The sequence below is a fragment of the Ewingella sp. AOP8-B2-18 genome, from assembly GCF_052376015.1.
GTDB lineage: Bacteria > Pseudomonadota > Gammaproteobacteria > Enterobacterales > Enterobacteriaceae > Ewingella > Ewingella allii.
This window is the reverse complement of record NZ_JBQSVB010000003.1, coordinates 288,005-304,135: the sequence shown is the minus strand read 5'-3', so window position 1 is coordinate 304,135 and position 16,131 is coordinate 288,005. Positions and strand designations below refer to the sequence as shown.

Genomic DNA, 16,131 nt, shown 5'->3' with positions numbered 1-16,131 from the left:
TTATCACTTCGCGGAAGATTGGAAAGAGGCATCCCGCCTCATCGGGTGATTGCGCGGCTAATCTGTGAAAAGGATCACTAAAAACCGGGATTTAGCGGCAAAATCGCAGCGCGCGTTCTGCCCGTTTTCACGCGATGGTGGGCAAGCGGGCAGTGTTGCGCAATATGCTCAATCGGGGGCTGTAATGACGCCTGCGCCAGCGATATAGTAGCCGCCGGGCAAGAGCTTCAGAGGAACAAATATGCGGCAAAATCAGTTAGACGGCATAGTGTCATTTATCGTGGTGGCGGAAGAGTACAGCTTCTCTGCGGCGGCGGCGCGTCTTGGTGTTTCCCCTTCTGCCGTTAGTCAGTCAATCCGCACCTTGGAGCAGCGGCTGGGCGCCACGCTGTTCAACCGCACCACGCGCAGCGTGTCGCTGACCGACGCCGGTAAGCAGTTTATGGAGCGCGCCCTGCCCTGTGTGCAGGAGTTGGTGTCAGCCAGCGAAGAACTTGGCCAGTCTGGCGAAACCCCCACCGGGCTGCTGCGCATTAACATTCCCCGCAGTGCCCATCTGATTCTTCTTCAGCCGATTTTGCGCCGTTTTCTTGACGCCTGGCCGGGGATCCAGCTGGAAGTGATGGTCGAAAATGCGCTGGTAGACATTGTCGGTCGCGCCTTCGATGCCGGGATCCGTTTCGGCACGATGGTGGATAAAGACATGGTGGCCGTGCCGCTCGGGCCGCCGCTGAAAACCTATATTGTCGCGACGCCCGAGTATCTTGAACGCCACGGCATGCCCGAAAAACCTACCGATCTACTGCATCACGACTGCATCGTTTTCCGCCACAACACCAGCGGCCAGCGCGAACGCTGGAGCCTGAGCAAAGATGGCGAAGAGCTGACTCTGCCGGTCAATGGTCGCTTTATTATCAACGACTCGCTGGCGATGATGCAGGCCACCCTCGACGGCGTGGGTGTTTCATGGATGATCAGCGGCTACGTGGAAAACCTGATCGCCGAGGGGCGGCTGATTTCGATCCTTCCCGACTGGTGCCCGCAGGTGCCAGGTTTTTGCCTCTATTATCCCGACCGCCGCCAAATGTCGTTGAAACTGCGCGTGTTTATCGACTTCTTAAAGCAGGAGCTGGCCACCTCCGGCTCGACCATCGCCAAAGATAGCTTCGCCCATCAGTTCTAATTGTGAAGTTTTTCTTCATGACTCGACAACCATTATACGGATTATCGCCCCGCGACCTGAGGAGTAGCCTGTAACGAGTTCTACAGGCATCCCTTCTGATAAATAAGGTCGCAAAATGACAGATTCATCTTCCGCAAAAACGCTTCTGATCACCGGTGTTTCCTCTGGATTTGGCCGCGCCTTGGCCGAGCAGGCGCTCAAAGAGGGCCACAAAGTGGCAGGCACGCTGCGCAATATGCAGGACGCCAAGGCGTTCGAACAACTCAAACCAGGCAGCGCCTTCGGCTATGTGCTTGATGTCACTCACAATGAGCTTATCGCCGCCACCATCGCCGATATCGAAGCCGAGGTCGGACCGATTGACGTGCTGGTGAATAACGCCGGGTATGGCTACGAGGGCCTGGTGGAGGAAGCTTCGCTGGACGCCGTGCGCCAGCAGTTTGAAGTCAACGTATTTGGCGCGGTGGCGATGATTCAGGGCGTGCTGCCTTATATGCGCCAGCGCCGCGCGGGGCACATTCTCAACGTCACCTCGATGGGCGGCATTATCACCATGGCGGGCCTGGGCATCTATCACGGCAGCAAATTTGCGCTGGAGGGCATCTCGGAAAGTCTGGCGAAAGAGGTCAAAGGCTTGGGGATTCACGTCACCGCCGTGGAGCCGGGCGGCTTTCGCACCGACTGGGCGGGCCGCTCGATGACCCGCGGCGAGCGCAGCATCAGCGACTACGATGACGTTTTCGAGCCGCTGCGCCAGCGCCGTCAGGAGTACAGCGGCAAGCAGCTGGGCGATCCTGTCAAAGCCGCGCAGGCAATGCTCAAACTGATCGCCACGGAAAACCCGCCGATGCACCTGCTGCTGGGCAGCGACGCGGTGAAACTGGTTGGCGAAAAGCTGGCGTTTTTGCAGCAGGAGTTCAGCGAGTGGGAAGCCGTTTCGCGTTCAACCGATTTCCAATAATCGCTGGCTAACTCCCTTCGACAAGAGGCTCCCCGAGCCTCTTTTTTTATGCGCATTTTCTTGGCTGACTTTCACATGCAATCTGGTCATAAATTGATACAGTAGGAAGAAAATCAACTAAAACGAGCATTTATCATGACTACCTCTCTGATTAACCAGTTAAAAGACGTGGTTGGACATAGCCACGTGCTGACCAAAGCCAACGACAAAGTGCCCTACACCAAAGGTTTTCGCGTCGGCAAGGGCGAGGCGCTGGCCGTCGCGCTGCCGAATTCACTGATAGAGATGTGGCAGCTGCTGAAAGTCTGCGTCGCCCATGATGTCATCATTTTGATGCAAGCCTCCAACACCGGCGTCACCGGCGGTTCCACCCCGGACGGCAATGATTATGACCGCGATATCGTGATTATCAGCACTCGCAAAATTAACGGTTTGCATCTGCTGGATAATGCCAATCAGGTGCTAGCCTTCCCCGGCACGACCCTCACCGAGCTGGAAAATGCCCTGAAGCCTTACCAACGCGAGCCGCATTCGGTGATTGGCTCCTCCTGCATCGGGGCGTCGGTGATTGGCGGCATCTGCAATAACTCTGGCGGTTCGCTGATCCGCCGTGGGCCTGCCTTCACTGAAAAATCGCTCTATGCCGCCATTGATGAGCAGGGCCAGCTGCAGCTGATTAACCATTTGGGCATTGAGCTGGGCGAAACGCCCGAAGAGATCCTCGCCAATCTGGTCAGCCAAAAATACACCACCGGCGACGCGGCGGACTGGCAGGGGCGTATCTGGGCCGATGATTATGAGAAAAAGCTGCGCGATGTCGATTCTGACCAGCCCACGCGCTACAACGGCAACCCGGAGTATCTGCACGAAAGCGCCGGTTCCAGCGGCAAGCTGGCGGTGTTCTCGGTGCGCCTGCCGACCTTTGAAAGCAGCCGTGGCACGACGACGTTTTATATTGGCGCCAATGATGAAACCGAGCTGGTGGAGCTGCGCCGCTTCTTGCTAAAAAGCCTTAAAGCCTCGCCGTTGCAGGCTGAATACATTCACCGTCAGGCCTTTGATTTAACTATTCGCTATGCCAAACACGTGTATAAGGCCATTGGCAAACAGGGCGCGGCAAAGATCCCCGAAATGTTCGCGCAGAAAAACCAGATTGATAAAATCGTTCGCGCCATCCCGATCCTGCCAAACCACGCGTTTGACAGCCTGATCCAGCTTTACAATCGCGTCACGCCAGACGGCGTGGAGCCGCGCATCATGGATTTCCACCACCAGTTTGAGCATCACCTGATGCTGAAAACCGAGCAAAAAGACGCGCCGGAGCTGAAAGAACTTTTGCAGAGTTTCTTTGCCAGCCGGCAGGGTAAATTCTTTGAGTGCAGCAGCGCCGAAGAGAAGAATGCGTTTTTGATTCGCTTCGGCGTCGGGGCCTGTACCGTCTACTATTGCGAAGGCAAGGGGCTGGATATCAACCAGCGTCTGGTGGCGTTCGACGTGGCGCTGCGCTCCAACGACCCCGAATGGCGGCTGAAACTACCGGCTCATTTGCAACAGCAGGTGCTGCTGGAGTCCTGCTGCGGCCACTTCTTCTGTTTCGTCAATCATCAGGATTACATCCTCAAACCCGGCTATGACCCGACTGCCTTCAAGCACGGCGTGCTGGAGTATGTCGAAACGCGCGGGGCGAAATACCCCGCCGAGCACAATGTCGGCAACCAGTACCACGCCTCGCCGGACTACGAGCGGCATATGCACCAGCTTGACCCAACCAACAGTTTCAACGCCGGGGTCGGCAAAACCAGTAAGAAGAAGTTCTGGCGGGTTTAAGGTTGTAAAAAAGCTGTAGGAAGCTTGCAGGGACTAAGCCACGCGCCATCTTCTGCGGCGGTTTTTCTCTTCATACATCTGGGCGTCGGCTTCGCGCAGCGCCATGTCCGGCGTGCTGTCCGTCGGGTTGATGGCCACCGCGCCGATGCTCGGCCCGGCGTAATCAATCAGACAAGATTGCAGCTGATATTCGCCGGTCAGCAGTTCGGACAGGCGCTTTTTGAAAGCCTGCGCCGCCTGTTGAGCTTCGCTAAACTCCATCGGCCCGGCCCCCGCGACCACAAACTCATCGCCGCCCACGCGGGCCATCACTTCATCGCCGCGCACGCCCTCTTTCAGCCTCTCTCCCACCGCCACCAGAAAATCATCCCCCACTTCATGGCCGTGGAGGTCATTGATCTCTTTAAAATCATCCAGATCGGCAAAGGCAATCAGCACATAGCGCGAAGTGGCGTGGGCCTGAGAAAACAGGGTCGGCAGCTGATTGAACAGCGAGCGGCGGTTTGGTAAGCCGGTGAGTTCATCGGTATAGCTGGCGGTGGTCAGCGCGTCGTTAGCGAGCTGCAGCTTCTTCAACAACTGCTCGCTCTGGATCTGCTGTGCAATCAGGTTGGCGAACAGCTGAAGCACCTGCTCGCTGCGCTCAGATAATTCGCGGTGTTCAGAGCTGGCGGCGCACAGCGTACCGTACAGTGAGCCGTCGGCCAGCGTCACCGGCGTGCTGACATAAGTGGTGATCCCCAGCGCCCTCGCGGCTTCTGAATCCCCCCAAATCCCAGCAACGTCGCAGGTGTAGCGGCGGCCTTCGTCCAGCGCGCGCTTGCACAGGGTGTCTCCCCAAGGCACCGACAGCCCCTCGGGGATATGCATATTGCTGCCATTGCGGGAAAACAGAATGTGCTGCTGCCCGCCATCTTCGTCAATACGAGTCAGGTAGGTGGACTCCATATTGGTCACCAGCTCGAGCATCTCCAGCAACTGCCGAACCAGTCCTTCGAGCGTATATTCTGCTTCTAACGCTGTCGAAATGCGTTCGAGAAGATTATCTGTCATATGTCATGAAACCTTTGGTGGAGAGAGTCGAGCGGGTGCGAATTTTGAGAGCGAACGTTTTAACATAAATTGCGCGCCCTCGACACGGGAGTTGAGCAAAAAATAATCGTTTAGCCATCAGGCGAGAAAGCTTCGCGTTCAGTTTGCGGCAATAGAGTAACAAGCTAGACTCTCGGCTGACAAACGTGGACCATAAGCTACCCCCTATGGTTAACGACACTTTTCCTTGAGACTTCAATGAGAGACACCAAACAACCTTTTGCCACGCGCAAACGCCCCATGAAACTGATGACGTCGGTCATTTTGATGATTGGCGCAGTGATCCTCTCCGTCCTGCTGGTTGTACATCTGCTCTATCTTATTCAGGTCAGCGATACCACCCGCGACGGCGTGAAAGAGAAGGCGCTGGCGGTGGCCCGCACGCTGGCTGACCTGCCGGAAATCAGGCGCGGGCTGACTCAGCCTTCGGACAGCGGCATCATTCAGCCAATTGCCGACGCGGCGCAGAAGAGAAATGACCTGCTGTTCGTGGTGGTGACCAACATGAGCGGCATTCGCTTCTCGCATCCAAATAAAGAGGTGATCAGCCGCCGCTTTATTGGTGACGATATCAATCCAGCCTTGCAGGGCAAAGAAAATGTGGCGATCAATCACGGGGTGTTGGTGGAGGCGCTGCGGGTGTTCACGCCAGTTTATGATGACCAGCACAAGCAAATTGGCGTGGTGGCGATTGGCATTTCCCTCAGCAAAGTGACCGAGCAAATCAATAAGAGCCGCTGGAGCATTTTGTGGACCGTGCTGTTTGGTACGCTGGTCGGCGCACTGGGGACCTTCGCCTTGGTGAAGATGCTCAAACGCATCTTGTTCGGGCTGGAACCTTATGAAATATCGACGCTTTTTGAACAGCGGCAGGCGATGTTACAGTCGATCAAAGAGGGGGTGATTGCCGTAGACCAAGACGCGCGGGTGACGCTGATTAATCAGGAAGCGCGCCACCTGTTTGGCGAAACCGCCCCCGAGTTTTCCATTAATGTCGAAAACATCGGCGGCTCCCAGCCACTGATCCATAATCTTAACGACGTGCTGCAAACTGGCGTGCCGCGTCAGGATGAAGAGATCAATGTCAAAGGCCGTTTACTGCTGAGTAATACCGTGCCGGTGCGCAGCAATGGGGTGATTATCGGCGCTATCTGTACCTTCAGGGATAAGACCGAAGTCAGCCAGTTGATGCAGCGCCTGAGCGGCATGGTAAACTACGCCGATTCGCTGCGTGAGCGCTCGCACGAGTTTATGAACAAGCTGCACGTGATCCTCGGGTTACTGCACATGAAGAGCTACACGAAGCTTGAGGATTACATTCTCAAAACGGCCAATAACTATCAGACAGAAATTGGCTCGTTGCTGTTAAAAATCAAATCGCCTGTTATTGCCGGTTTCTTGTTAAGCAAGATGAAACGCGCCACGGATATGCACCATCAGCTGACGCTCAGCGATGATAGCCTGCTGCCCGACAATGCCAATGAAGATCAGGTGGCGGCGCTGATCACCGCGCTAGGTAATTTGATTGAGAATGCGCTGGACGCTCTGGGCCAGCAGCCGAACGGAGAGATAAGCGTGTTGCTGCATTACCAGAATGGCTGGCTCGCTGGCGTGGTCAGCGATGACGGCCCCGGCATTCCGCCTGAGCATATTGATGCTATTTTTGAGAAAGGGTTTTCGTCGAAAGGTGAAGAGCGCGGCGTCGGGTTATCCCTGGCGAAACAGCAAATTGAGAACCTTGGCGGAAGCATAAGCGTTGAGTCAGAACCTGACGTATACACCCAATTTTTTGTACAACTCCCGTGGGATAGTGAGAGGAAACCGGCATGATCAATGTGCTGATAGTCGATGATGATGCCATGGTTGCAGAGCTTAACCGCTGTTATGTGACTCAGATTGAAGGGTTTACCTGCACTGGCGTGGCCTCAACCTTACAACAAGCCAAAGATCTGGTGTTGAATCCTCAACATCCTATCGACCTTATTTTGCTTGATGTCTATATGCAGCAGGAGAACGGGCTGGATTTGCTTCCCGTACTGCGCGATGCCGGTCGGCCAATCGACGTGATTGTGATCTCCTCCGCCGCCGATGCCGCCACCATTAAGAAGTCGCTGAACTATGGCGTGGTGGATTACCTGATCAAGCCTTTCCAGTTCCCGCGTTTTGAAGAGGCGCTGACCCACTGGCAGCAGAAGAAAACGCTGATGGATCACCATCAGTATTATGAGCAGTCTGACGTGGATCGCCTGATACACGGCGAGCCGCAGACCACGTCTGACAACAAAAAGCTGCCGAAGGGCTTAACGCCGCAGACCCTGCGCACCCTGTGCCAGTGGATTGACGCCCATCCTGACACCGAGTTCTCCACCGATGAGCTGGCGCACTCGGTGAATATCTCGCGCGTTTCCTGCCGTAAATACCTGATTTGGCTGGCTGACAGCCATATCCTGTTCACCAGCATTCACTACGGGGTGACGGGAAGGCCGGTCTATCGCTATCGGCTGCAAGAAGATCATCACGCCCTGCTAAAACAGTATTGCCAGTAGTAATTGGGGAATTAGCGCAGCAGCTGGTAGCTATTATCCAGCAGCGTGAAGCCAAACTGGCGCTGTGATGAGCAGACAATCTGCCGCTGTTTAGTGACAAAAATCGCCTCGATATGTGCAAGGTCTTGCAGATACTCGAGGCTTTTTTCTACCCCCATGCCATACAGCAGCGTGGTGTAGATATCGCCGTCGATGGAATCATCAGAAATCACCGTCACGCTCTGTAACTCGTTATCCAGCGGATACCCGGTTTTCGGGTCGAGAATATGGTGGTAGCGGCGGCCGTCCAACTCAAAATAACGCTCGTAAATGCCCGACGTAACCACCGATTTGTTGCTGACGTGGATCACGCCTAGCAGCGCATCTTCGGCGGCAAACGGCTTTTTCAGCCCAATCCCCCACCCCTGTTCCCCACTGGCGCCCAGCGTCTGGACATTGCCGCCGAGGTTAATCAGCCCTTGCGGCACCTGCTCGGCCAGCAGGAAATCCCTCACCACGTCGGCGATATAGCCTTTAGCAATGGCCCCCAAATCGATTTCCATTCCGGCGTATTGCAGGAAGACGGAGCGCGCGGCGTCATCGAGTACCACATCACGGGGGTTGGTCAGGGCGAGCAGGCTTTGCAGATCGCTGGCGGCGGGCACGCTGTGGCCGCTAAAGCCAATTTTCCAGCGTTTTACCACAGGGCCGATAGTGAAGTTGAACAGGCTGTCTTCGAGCAAACTCACTGCCTTGGCGCGTTTAATCAGCTCATAAACCGGCGGGCTAACCACCACCGGGTGGCTGCCCGCCGCGTGGTTTATCGTCATCACTTCAGAGTGCGGGCGATTGACCGTGAAGAGGTTCTCTTGCTGTTTGATCAGCCGGAAAACGCGTGACGCCAGACTCTCATTATGTTCAAACAGCTTGAGCAGAATGGGGGAGCCCATCAGCACGGCGGAGTAAGCATAAATTCGATCGTCTGGCGTCATAGCGTTATCTCGTCAATCAAGTGGATAAAGCCTGCGCCGAGAAGGTGACGCAGGCTATTCGCCGTTATTTCCTCGAGAAGCGAGCGGCGTTGCGTCCTGCAAGAATACCGAAGATGATGATATCCGCAACGGCATTACCGCCAATTCGGTTGCCGCCGTGGATGCCGCCGACCACTTCACCGGCGGCGAATGCGCCGTTCAGCGCCTGCTTCTGGCTATCCAGCACGCAGGTTTCGGTGTTAATGGTCACGCCGCCCATGGTGTGATGAACCCCCGGCGCGATGCGAATGGCGTAGAACGGCCCCTGATTAATCGGATGGCGCATCGCCGTGGTGCGACCGAATTCGGCGTCGTGCTGCTTATCCACTGCGACATTGTAAGTCTCGAGGGTGGCGAGGAAGGCGTGGAAATCCATCTCCAGCTTGTTCGCCAGCTCGCGCGGAGACTCGGCGCTAATCACAAAACCGCGCGCGATATACTCATCGGCAGCCTTGTTGTTCAGTCGAACCTGCTCATCAAACACCACGTAGGCGTATTTTTCCGGCTGGGCGATGATTTGCGCCGAGACTTTGTCGCGGGTTTCCATCTCATTAAAGAAGCGTTTCCCGGCCTGATTGACCAGAATCGCCCCGCCGCCGCGAATAGCTTCTGAAATCAGGTAAGAGGTAGTTTGCTCAACCGTTGGGTGGATTTGAATTTCGCCCATATCCACGGTATCCGCGCCGATAGTCTGCAAAATCGCGATGCCGCCGCCGGTTGCGCCTTTGTGGTTGGTGGTGACGAAGCCGTCCAGCTCAGGGCGATATTTCACCACCATGTCGCGGTTGGCGCTAAAACCGCCGGTAGCCACAATTACGCTTTTAGCATTGATAGTCAGCACTTCGTTTTCATCGTTTAACAGCTCGACGCCTTGCACTGCGCCCTGCTCATAACGAATCTGGGTCACCGAGGTATCGAGCATCACGTCAATATTGCGTTTGTTGAGGTTCTTCACCAGGCCGCTAATCAGGAAGCCACCCACCGCGCTGCGATCCGCCGGGCGGTGAGTACGGTCGATGCTCATCCCGCCGGTGATGGTAATATCACTCAGCTCGATGTCGTGTTCGGCTAACCACTCCACGGCCTGCGGCGCGCGCTCGACGAACTCTCTCAGCAAGACCTGATTGTTCTTGAACTGGCCGCCTTTCAGGCTCTCTTGGTAGAACAGCTCTTTGCTGTCTTCAATGCCTTTGAGTTTCTGGAAACGCGTTTCCGCCGCGTTCATGCCCACAGAGGCTTTGATGGTGTTGCCGCCGATGGTGGACATTTTCTCCACCACCAGCACTTTCGCCCCTTCATCACAGGCTTGGATTGCCGCGGCCAGACCGGCACCGCCGCTGCCGACCACCACCACGTCATAGCTTTGCGGCGCTGACGGGCTGCCGCCCTCTTCCAAAAGTTGGGCTTTGCAGGATTTTGCAATAGCTTTTGAAACGGCTTTCTTCACGGCTTCGCTCTGCGTGGTCGCGCCGGTGACGGCGTCCACGTGCGGGCTGTTAGCATCCAGAATGCGGCTACGAATGATGTCGAAGCTGGTGGTGAAAGCTACGTCTAACTCTGACTCGGCATCCAGCTCGATATCAGCAATGCGGTCGGTTTCCAGACTGACGTTAATCGCCAGCTGATGGGTATCGTCCTGCACTTTTTCATTAAAGACGCCGGCTTTGAATTTTTTCGACGTCATGCTCATGTCGCGGATCATCGCGTCGACCAGCGAGAAGCGCCACAGCGGCTCGGGGATGGTCAAAGCTTCGCGCTGGGTGCTGTCGATAAATAGCTCGAGTTTCTTATCTTGGGTGATGCGATCCGCCCAATCTGGATAAGCGATGCAGGCTTTGCCGACCGCCACCATGTCATAACCGTGCTCCAGCGCCAGCTCGGCATCTTCCATATTCACCACGCCACCGACGCCCATCACCGGCACTTTAGCCAGCGTCTCAGAGCGCATCGCGACATATTTGTCGATCAGCGGCGTTGGATCTTGGCTATCAACAATCGAAGGACGTAGGGTATAGCCGACGGAGAAGTGCAGGTAATCCACACCGCGCGCCGCCAACTTTTCCAGCAGGTACATGGTGTCAGCGAAGCGAATGCCCGGCTCTTCAATCTCTTCTGGTGAGAAGCGGTAGCCGATAATGAAAGAAGGATCGGCGTATTGCTGCGCCATCTGGTGGGTGATTTCCAGCACCGCTAGCGGGAATTTGGCGCGGTTTTCGCGGCTGCCGCCCCATTGGTCGGTGCGCTGGTTGGAGTTTGGTGAGAAGAACTGCTGAATCAGGTAGGTGTTGGCGCCGTGGATCTCCACGCCGTCGAATCCGGCTTCAATGGCGCGACGCACGCCTTCGCCAAACTTAGCAATCATGCCGTCCACTTCTTCCGTGGTCAGCGCGATGGGGGTGGCGGCACCTTCACGCGGCGCGGCCAGCGCGCTCGGCGCGACCGGAGACTGGCCGCCAATCAGTTTTGGCTCGGTCATGCGGCCGCCGTGATAAATCTGCAATACGGCTTTTGAACCTTTCTCTTTGATTGCTTGCGCAATTTTAGCCAGCCCCGGCACTTTGCTGTCGGTGTCGATACCAATGGCGCCGGGGAAGGCCAGACCTTTGTCGTCGATAAAGCAGCACTCGACGATAACCGTGCCGATGCTGCCAGCACGGGCACGGTAGTATTCCACCAGCTCGCTGTTGACTGAGCCGTCGTAAAAGCCGGTGCAGGTGGTCATCGGTGCCATCAGCAAACGGTTTTTCAACGCGGTGCCGTTTGGCAGAGTAATAGGACTCAATAACCGATCGCGATTTTTCATAATAATTAACTCCAACCTAAAGTGTTTAATATTTTGTGAATTCGGTATCGGATTAATTAATTCTTTTTAGTTAGTCTCCGTTCTCATGGTATTAATATATTACTTTCTTTAGTTTCATAATCTCTAACCTTAGTTATTTAACTATTTACCTATTAATATACCGCTGCATTTATTAATGCATTGTTAAATGACAAATAGAATGATCACATTTAATCAAACACTCACCAGCTTTATATTTAATTAGGAAAAAATGCTTTATCAAGAATGAGACGCAATAACCCGACACAAGCCATCAATTAAAATAACCCTTTAAAATCATAAAACTAAAATCAAACACCCTTCCCCAGAGTATGACCAATGATTACGGGAGCAAGCATTTCATACTAAAATTCCTATCTTAATTTCACTTAGTATCACTCCCACCAAAATTAACCTTTATTTTTGTGCATGATTAAAAAGAAAAATATAAATAGCTTTTCTTGATCCAGATCAAAAGTAATAAACAGGAAAATCGCATTATATAAATAACTTCTCCCCATTAAGGGGGATAACCCTACCAAATAATGAATATCAATAATGGAGCAACGTAAATGCCGCCATTAAATAGCTTAAGAAAGTTAAGTAACTAAAAAAATCAAAAAGACGCTGACTTTATTACGCACATCAACCCAACAGAGCCGTTAAGAGCCCGCAGTGACCTCCCTGCCGCTCGCGAGATCTTGGGTACTCAGAATTCTCAACTACTTGTTAGGTCAAACCTATGACTGATATCTCTAAAACGATGGTGACACCTCCGGTTAGCAAAGTTTCAGGCGGTAAAAAAAACCGCCTGATGATGATGCTTATGCCCATTCTGGTAACCGTAATTCTGTTGTTTATCCCAGTCCCTGAAGGCTTGCAGCCTCACGCATGGCACTTCTTCGCCGTGTTCGTCGGTGTCATTGTCGGTCTGATTTTTGAGCCTCTGCCTGGCGCGGTGATTGGCCTGACCGGCGTGGTGGTGATTGCGCTGTTCAGCCAGTGGCTGCTGTTTAGCCCGGCTGAGCTGGCTGACCCGAAATTCAAAATGGCGGCGCAGTCCTTTAAATGGGCAGTGAGCGGCTTCGGCAACTCCACCGTGTGGCTTATCTTCGGCGCATTCATGTTTGCCGCGGGCTACGATAAAACCCAGTTCGGTCGCCGTCTGGCACTGATTCTGGTGAAATATCTTGGCCGCCGCAGCCTGACGCTGGGTTACGCCATCGCCTTCGCGGATCTGCTTCTGGCGCCTTTCACTCCGTCAAACACGGCGCGCAGCGGCGGGACTATTTACCCAATCATTGCTAACTTACCGCCGCTGTACGGTTCAAAACCGAATGACCCAAGTGCGCGTAAAATCGGCTCTTATCTGATGTGGGTCGCTATCACCGCAGCCTGTATCACCAGCTCCATGTTCCTCTCCGCGCTGGCACCTAACTTGCTGGCACTGGGCATCGTTAACAGCATCACCGGCATCAATATCTCTTGGGGAATGTGGTTCTTCGCCTTCCTGCCAGTGGGTCTGTTGTTACTGCTGACCATGCCGCTGCTGGCTTACTGGCTCTACCCGCCGGAAGTCAAAGTGAATGATGAAGTGCCGCGCTGGGCCACCGCCGAGCTGGCCAAACTGGGCAAAATGTCCCGTCATGAAATCCTGCTGCTGGTCTTTGTATGCTGCGCCCTGATGATGTGGATTTTCGCCGCCAGCTTCATTGAACCTGCGATGGCTGCCCTGTTGGTAGTGGTGCTGATGCTGTGGACCGGCGTATTGAACTGGAACGACATCACCAGCAACAAACCGGCGTGGAACACCTTCGCGTGGTTCGCCACATTGGTGGCTCTGGCCGACGGCTTATCTCGCACCGGCTTTATCTCTTGGTTAGGTAAAGAAGGCGCGGTGATGATGGGCGGCATCTCTCCGGGAACAGCGACCATCGTGCTGCTGCTGGCGTTCTACCTGCTGCACTACCTGTTTGCCAGCACCACCGCGCACACCACGGCGCTGCTGCCTGCGATGCTGACCATCGGTGCCGCTATTCCAGGCATCAACCTGCAAGTCTTCTGCCTGCTGATGGTGACGTCTCTGGGTGTGATGGGGATCATTACTCCATACGGTACTGGCCCAAGCCCGATTTACTACGGCAGCGGTTATCTGCCAACCAAAGACTACTGGCGCCTAGGCACCATCTTCGGCGCACTGTTCTTAGCCGCCCTGCTGTTTATCGGCTACCCTTGGATGGCCATGCTGTTCTAAAGGAGGATTAATTTGACACTCAAGCCATTAACAGAGCTTTTACTCAAATAAAACATCCCCAGCCTGTTGCCAGCCAATCACCTTGGCTGGCAACATACACACGAATAAAAACGTCGCCCCCGATCTACCCGAAGATCACTCCAGGAAATCGCTGTACCCATGGCGGCAATAACGGATTAAGTGAGAAAACAATGTCGAATAAAACTTTCCATTATCAAGATCCATTCCCTCTCGCCAAAGAGGACACCGAATATTATCTGTTAACCCGTGACCACGTTTCCGTTAGCCAGTTTGATGGCGAAGAAGTGCTGAAAGTCGCGCCAGAAGGTCTGACTTTGCTGGCACAGCAAGCCTTCCACGACGCCTCTTTCATGCTGCGCCCGGCTCACCAGAAACAAGTGGCGGCCATTCTTGATGACCCGGAAGCCAGCGAGAACGACCGTTACGTCGCGCTGCAATTCCTCAGAAACTCCGAAATCGCCGCCAAAGGCGTGTTGCCAACCTGTCAGGACACCGGCACGGCGATCATCATGGGTAAAAAAGGTCAACGCGTCTGGACCGGCGGTGGCGACGAAGCCGCGCTTTCCAAAGGCGTGTACAACACCTTTATCGAAGATAACCTGCGCTACTCGCAAAACGCCCCGCTGGATATGTATAAAGAGGTGAACACTGGCACCAACCTGCCAGCGCAGATCGACCTCTACAGCGTAGATGGCGACGAATACAAATTCCTCTGCGTCGCCAAAGGCGGCGGCTCGGCGAACAAAACCTATCTGTATCAAGAAACTAAGGCGCTGATCACTCCGGCCAAGCTGAAAGATTATCTGGTCGATAAAATGCGTACTTTGGGAACGGCTGCCTGCCCGCCGTACCATATCGCCTTCGTGATTGGCGGGACGTCAGCAGAAGCCACGCTGAAAACCGTTAAACTGGCCTCTACCCACTATTACGACGGTCTACCGACCGAAGGTAATGAGCACGGTCAGGCGTTCCGCGACGTACAGCTGGAAAAAGAGCTGCTGGTGGAAGCCAATAATCTCGGCCTCGGCGCACAGTTCGGCGGCAAATACTTCGCGCACGATATCCGCGTGGTTCGTCTGCCACGCCACGGCGCATCTTGCCCAGTCGGCATGGGCGTTTCCTGCTCCGCCGACCGTAACATCAAAGCTAAAATCAACCGTGACGGTATCTGGATTGAGAAACTGGAAGACAATCCGGGCAAATACATCCCTGAAGCCTTGCGCCAGCAGGGTGAAACCGGTGTGGTTGAAGTTGACCTGAACCGTCCGATGAAAGAGATCCTCGCGCAGTTGTCTGAGTATCCGGTCTCAACTCGCCTCTCTCTGAGCGGCACCATCATCGTTGGCCGCGACATTGCGCACGCCAAGCTGAAAGAGCGTCTGGATAACGGCGAAGGCCTGCCACAGTATGTTAAGGATCACCCGATTTACTACGCGGGTCCGGCCAAAACCCCTGAAGGTTATGCTTCCGGCTCCCTCGGCCCAACCACCGCAGGCCGCATGGACTCCTACGTGGACCTGCTGCAATCCAACGGCGGTAGCATGATCATGCTGGCGAAAGGCAACCGTAGCCAGCAAGTGACCGACGCCTGCCACAAGCACGGTGGTTTCTACCTCGGCAGCATCGGCGGCCCGGCGGCAGTGCTGGCTCAGCAAAGCATTAAGAGCCTCGAATGCGTCGAGTACCCTGAACTGGGGATGGAAGCTATCTGGAAAATCGAAGTGGAAAACTTCCCGGCGTTCATTCTGGTGGATGACAAAGGTAACGACTTCTTCGAGCAAATCCGCATCAACCAGTGCGCCAAGTGCGTTGTGAAATAAGCTCGCTAGCGAGAAGCTGAAATGCAAAAAGCCCGCCGAACATGGCGGGCTTTTTTATGGTCTGCAGCAAGAAAATTCAAGCGCCACGCCCATAAAAAAAGGCCGGATAACCGGCCTTCAGTGTGGAGAATAAGTCGATTAGTTAGTGACTTTATTCTTCAGGTCTTCGCTACCCTGCTTGGTTTTGTCCCAGGCTTTTTCCGAACCTTCTTTGGTTTTATCCCAGCCTTTTTTAGTGCCTTCTGACACTTTGCTGGTGGTAGAGTCGCGCTTACCTTCAGCGGCGTGCTTAGCTTTCTGCTTTTGCTCTTCGCCTTTATTCTGCTCTTTGTGCAGTTTTTCTTTAGCGGTATCTGCACCTTTGTGCGCTTCAGCGACAGTCTCATCAGTTGCGTGGCTGACGGTATCGGCAGCAAACACAGGTGAAGCCAGTAAAATCGCGGACAGAGCAATAATTGCCTTTTTCATAATACTCCCTCATTGGACAGATACGTTTATTTCAACCTGATAACAGCATGAACCCGTTTTACCGCATACGCTGTAAGAATAGGCCTAAAGTTCTCCCTTGGATAACTTTTGCAGCATCTAAAGAGTAA

11 protein-coding genes are annotated in these 16,131 nt (G+C 54.3%); 7 read left to right on the top strand and 4 right to left on the bottom strand.

Annotation, left to right across the window (positions count from 1 at the left end; genetic code table 11):
- Nucleotides 1-241 precede the first annotated feature (241 nt).
- From ACT3RR_RS09285 to dld, 3 genes are all read left to right on the top strand, one after another.
- The gene (locus tag ACT3RR_RS09285) at nucleotides 242-1,183 is read left to right on the top strand and encodes a LysR family transcriptional regulator (protein WP_496200158.1); all 942 of its coding nucleotides are present in this window, start codon (nucleotides 242-244) and stop codon (nucleotides 1,181-1,183) included.
- A 115-nt stretch (nucleotides 1,184-1,298) separates the two neighbouring features.
- Nucleotides 1,299-2,144, top strand: a complete 846-nt coding sequence (locus ACT3RR_RS09280; RefSeq protein WP_496200157.1) for an oxidoreductase — start codon at nucleotides 1,299-1,301, stop codon at nucleotides 2,142-2,144.
- A 135-nt stretch (nucleotides 2,145-2,279) separates the two neighbouring features.
- Nucleotides 2,280-3,971 (top strand): D-lactate dehydrogenase, encoded by a 1,692-nt coding sequence (gene dld / locus ACT3RR_RS09275; RefSeq protein ID WP_496200156.1) that lies wholly within the window; start codon nucleotides 2,280-2,282, stop codon nucleotides 3,969-3,971.
- Nucleotides 3,972-4,004: 33 nt separating this feature from the next.
- Here the strand turns inward: dld and ACT3RR_RS09270 are convergent, their stop codons facing one another.
- The gene (locus tag ACT3RR_RS09270) at nucleotides 4,005-5,024 is read right to left on the bottom strand and encodes a sensor domain-containing diguanylate cyclase (RefSeq protein ID WP_353503313.1); all 1,020 of its coding nucleotides are present in this window, start codon (nucleotides 5,022-5,024) and stop codon (nucleotides 4,005-4,007) included.
- 237 nt (nucleotides 5,025-5,261) lie between these two features.
- On the opposite strand from ACT3RR_RS09270, the gene ACT3RR_RS09265 reads away from it, so the two are divergent.
- Entirely contained in the window at nucleotides 5,262-6,893 is a 1,632-nt protein-coding gene (locus ACT3RR_RS09265) for a sensor histidine kinase (protein WP_353503314.1), read from the top strand.
- The gene (gene dcuR / locus ACT3RR_RS09260) at nucleotides 6,890-7,609 is read left to right on the top strand and encodes a two-component system response regulator DcuR (protein ID WP_353503315.1); all 720 of its coding nucleotides are present in this window, start codon (nucleotides 6,890-6,892) and stop codon (nucleotides 7,607-7,609) included. Before ACT3RR_RS09265 ends, dcuR begins: the two co-directional genes overlap by 4 nt.
- Before the next feature lie 11 nt (nucleotides 7,610-7,620).
- Here the strand turns inward: dcuR and ACT3RR_RS09255 are convergent, their stop codons facing one another.
- Together ACT3RR_RS09255 and ACT3RR_RS09250 are read right to left on the bottom strand one after the other, a co-directional pair.
- The gene (locus tag ACT3RR_RS09255) at nucleotides 7,621-8,580 is read right to left on the bottom strand and encodes an FAD:protein FMN transferase (RefSeq protein ID WP_496200155.1); all 960 of its coding nucleotides are present in this window, start codon (nucleotides 8,578-8,580) and stop codon (nucleotides 7,621-7,623) included.
- A gap of 64 nt (nucleotides 8,581-8,644) precedes the next feature.
- Nucleotides 8,645-11,422 carry a flavocytochrome c gene (locus tag ACT3RR_RS09250; protein ID WP_496200154.1) on the bottom strand — a complete coding sequence of 926 codons (2,778 nt, stop codon included), beginning with the start codon at nucleotides 11,420-11,422 and terminating at the stop codon, nucleotides 8,645-8,647.
- Nucleotides 11,423-12,182: 760 nt separating this feature from the next.
- On the opposite strand from ACT3RR_RS09250, the gene ACT3RR_RS09245 reads away from it, so the two are divergent.
- On the top strand, nucleotides 12,183-13,694 hold the full coding sequence (locus ACT3RR_RS09245; RefSeq protein ID WP_496200153.1) for an anion permease: 1,512 nt from the start codon (nucleotides 12,183-12,185) through the stop codon (nucleotides 13,692-13,694).
- Between the two features lie 191 nt (nucleotides 13,695-13,885).
- The gene (gene fumA / locus ACT3RR_RS09240) at nucleotides 13,886-15,535 is read left to right on the top strand and encodes a class I fumarate hydratase FumA (RefSeq protein ID WP_353503319.1); all 1,650 of its coding nucleotides are present in this window, start codon (nucleotides 13,886-13,888) and stop codon (nucleotides 15,533-15,535) included.
- Nucleotides 15,536-15,673: 138 nt separating this feature from the next.
- Here fumA and ACT3RR_RS09235 read toward each other — a convergent pair whose 3' ends face one another.
- Nucleotides 15,674-16,003 carry a KPN_00521 family repetitive protein gene (locus tag ACT3RR_RS09235; protein ID WP_034792948.1) on the bottom strand — a complete coding sequence of 110 codons (330 nt, stop codon included), beginning with the start codon at nucleotides 16,001-16,003 and terminating at the stop codon, nucleotides 15,674-15,676.
- Nucleotides 16,004-16,131 lie beyond the last annotated feature (128 nt).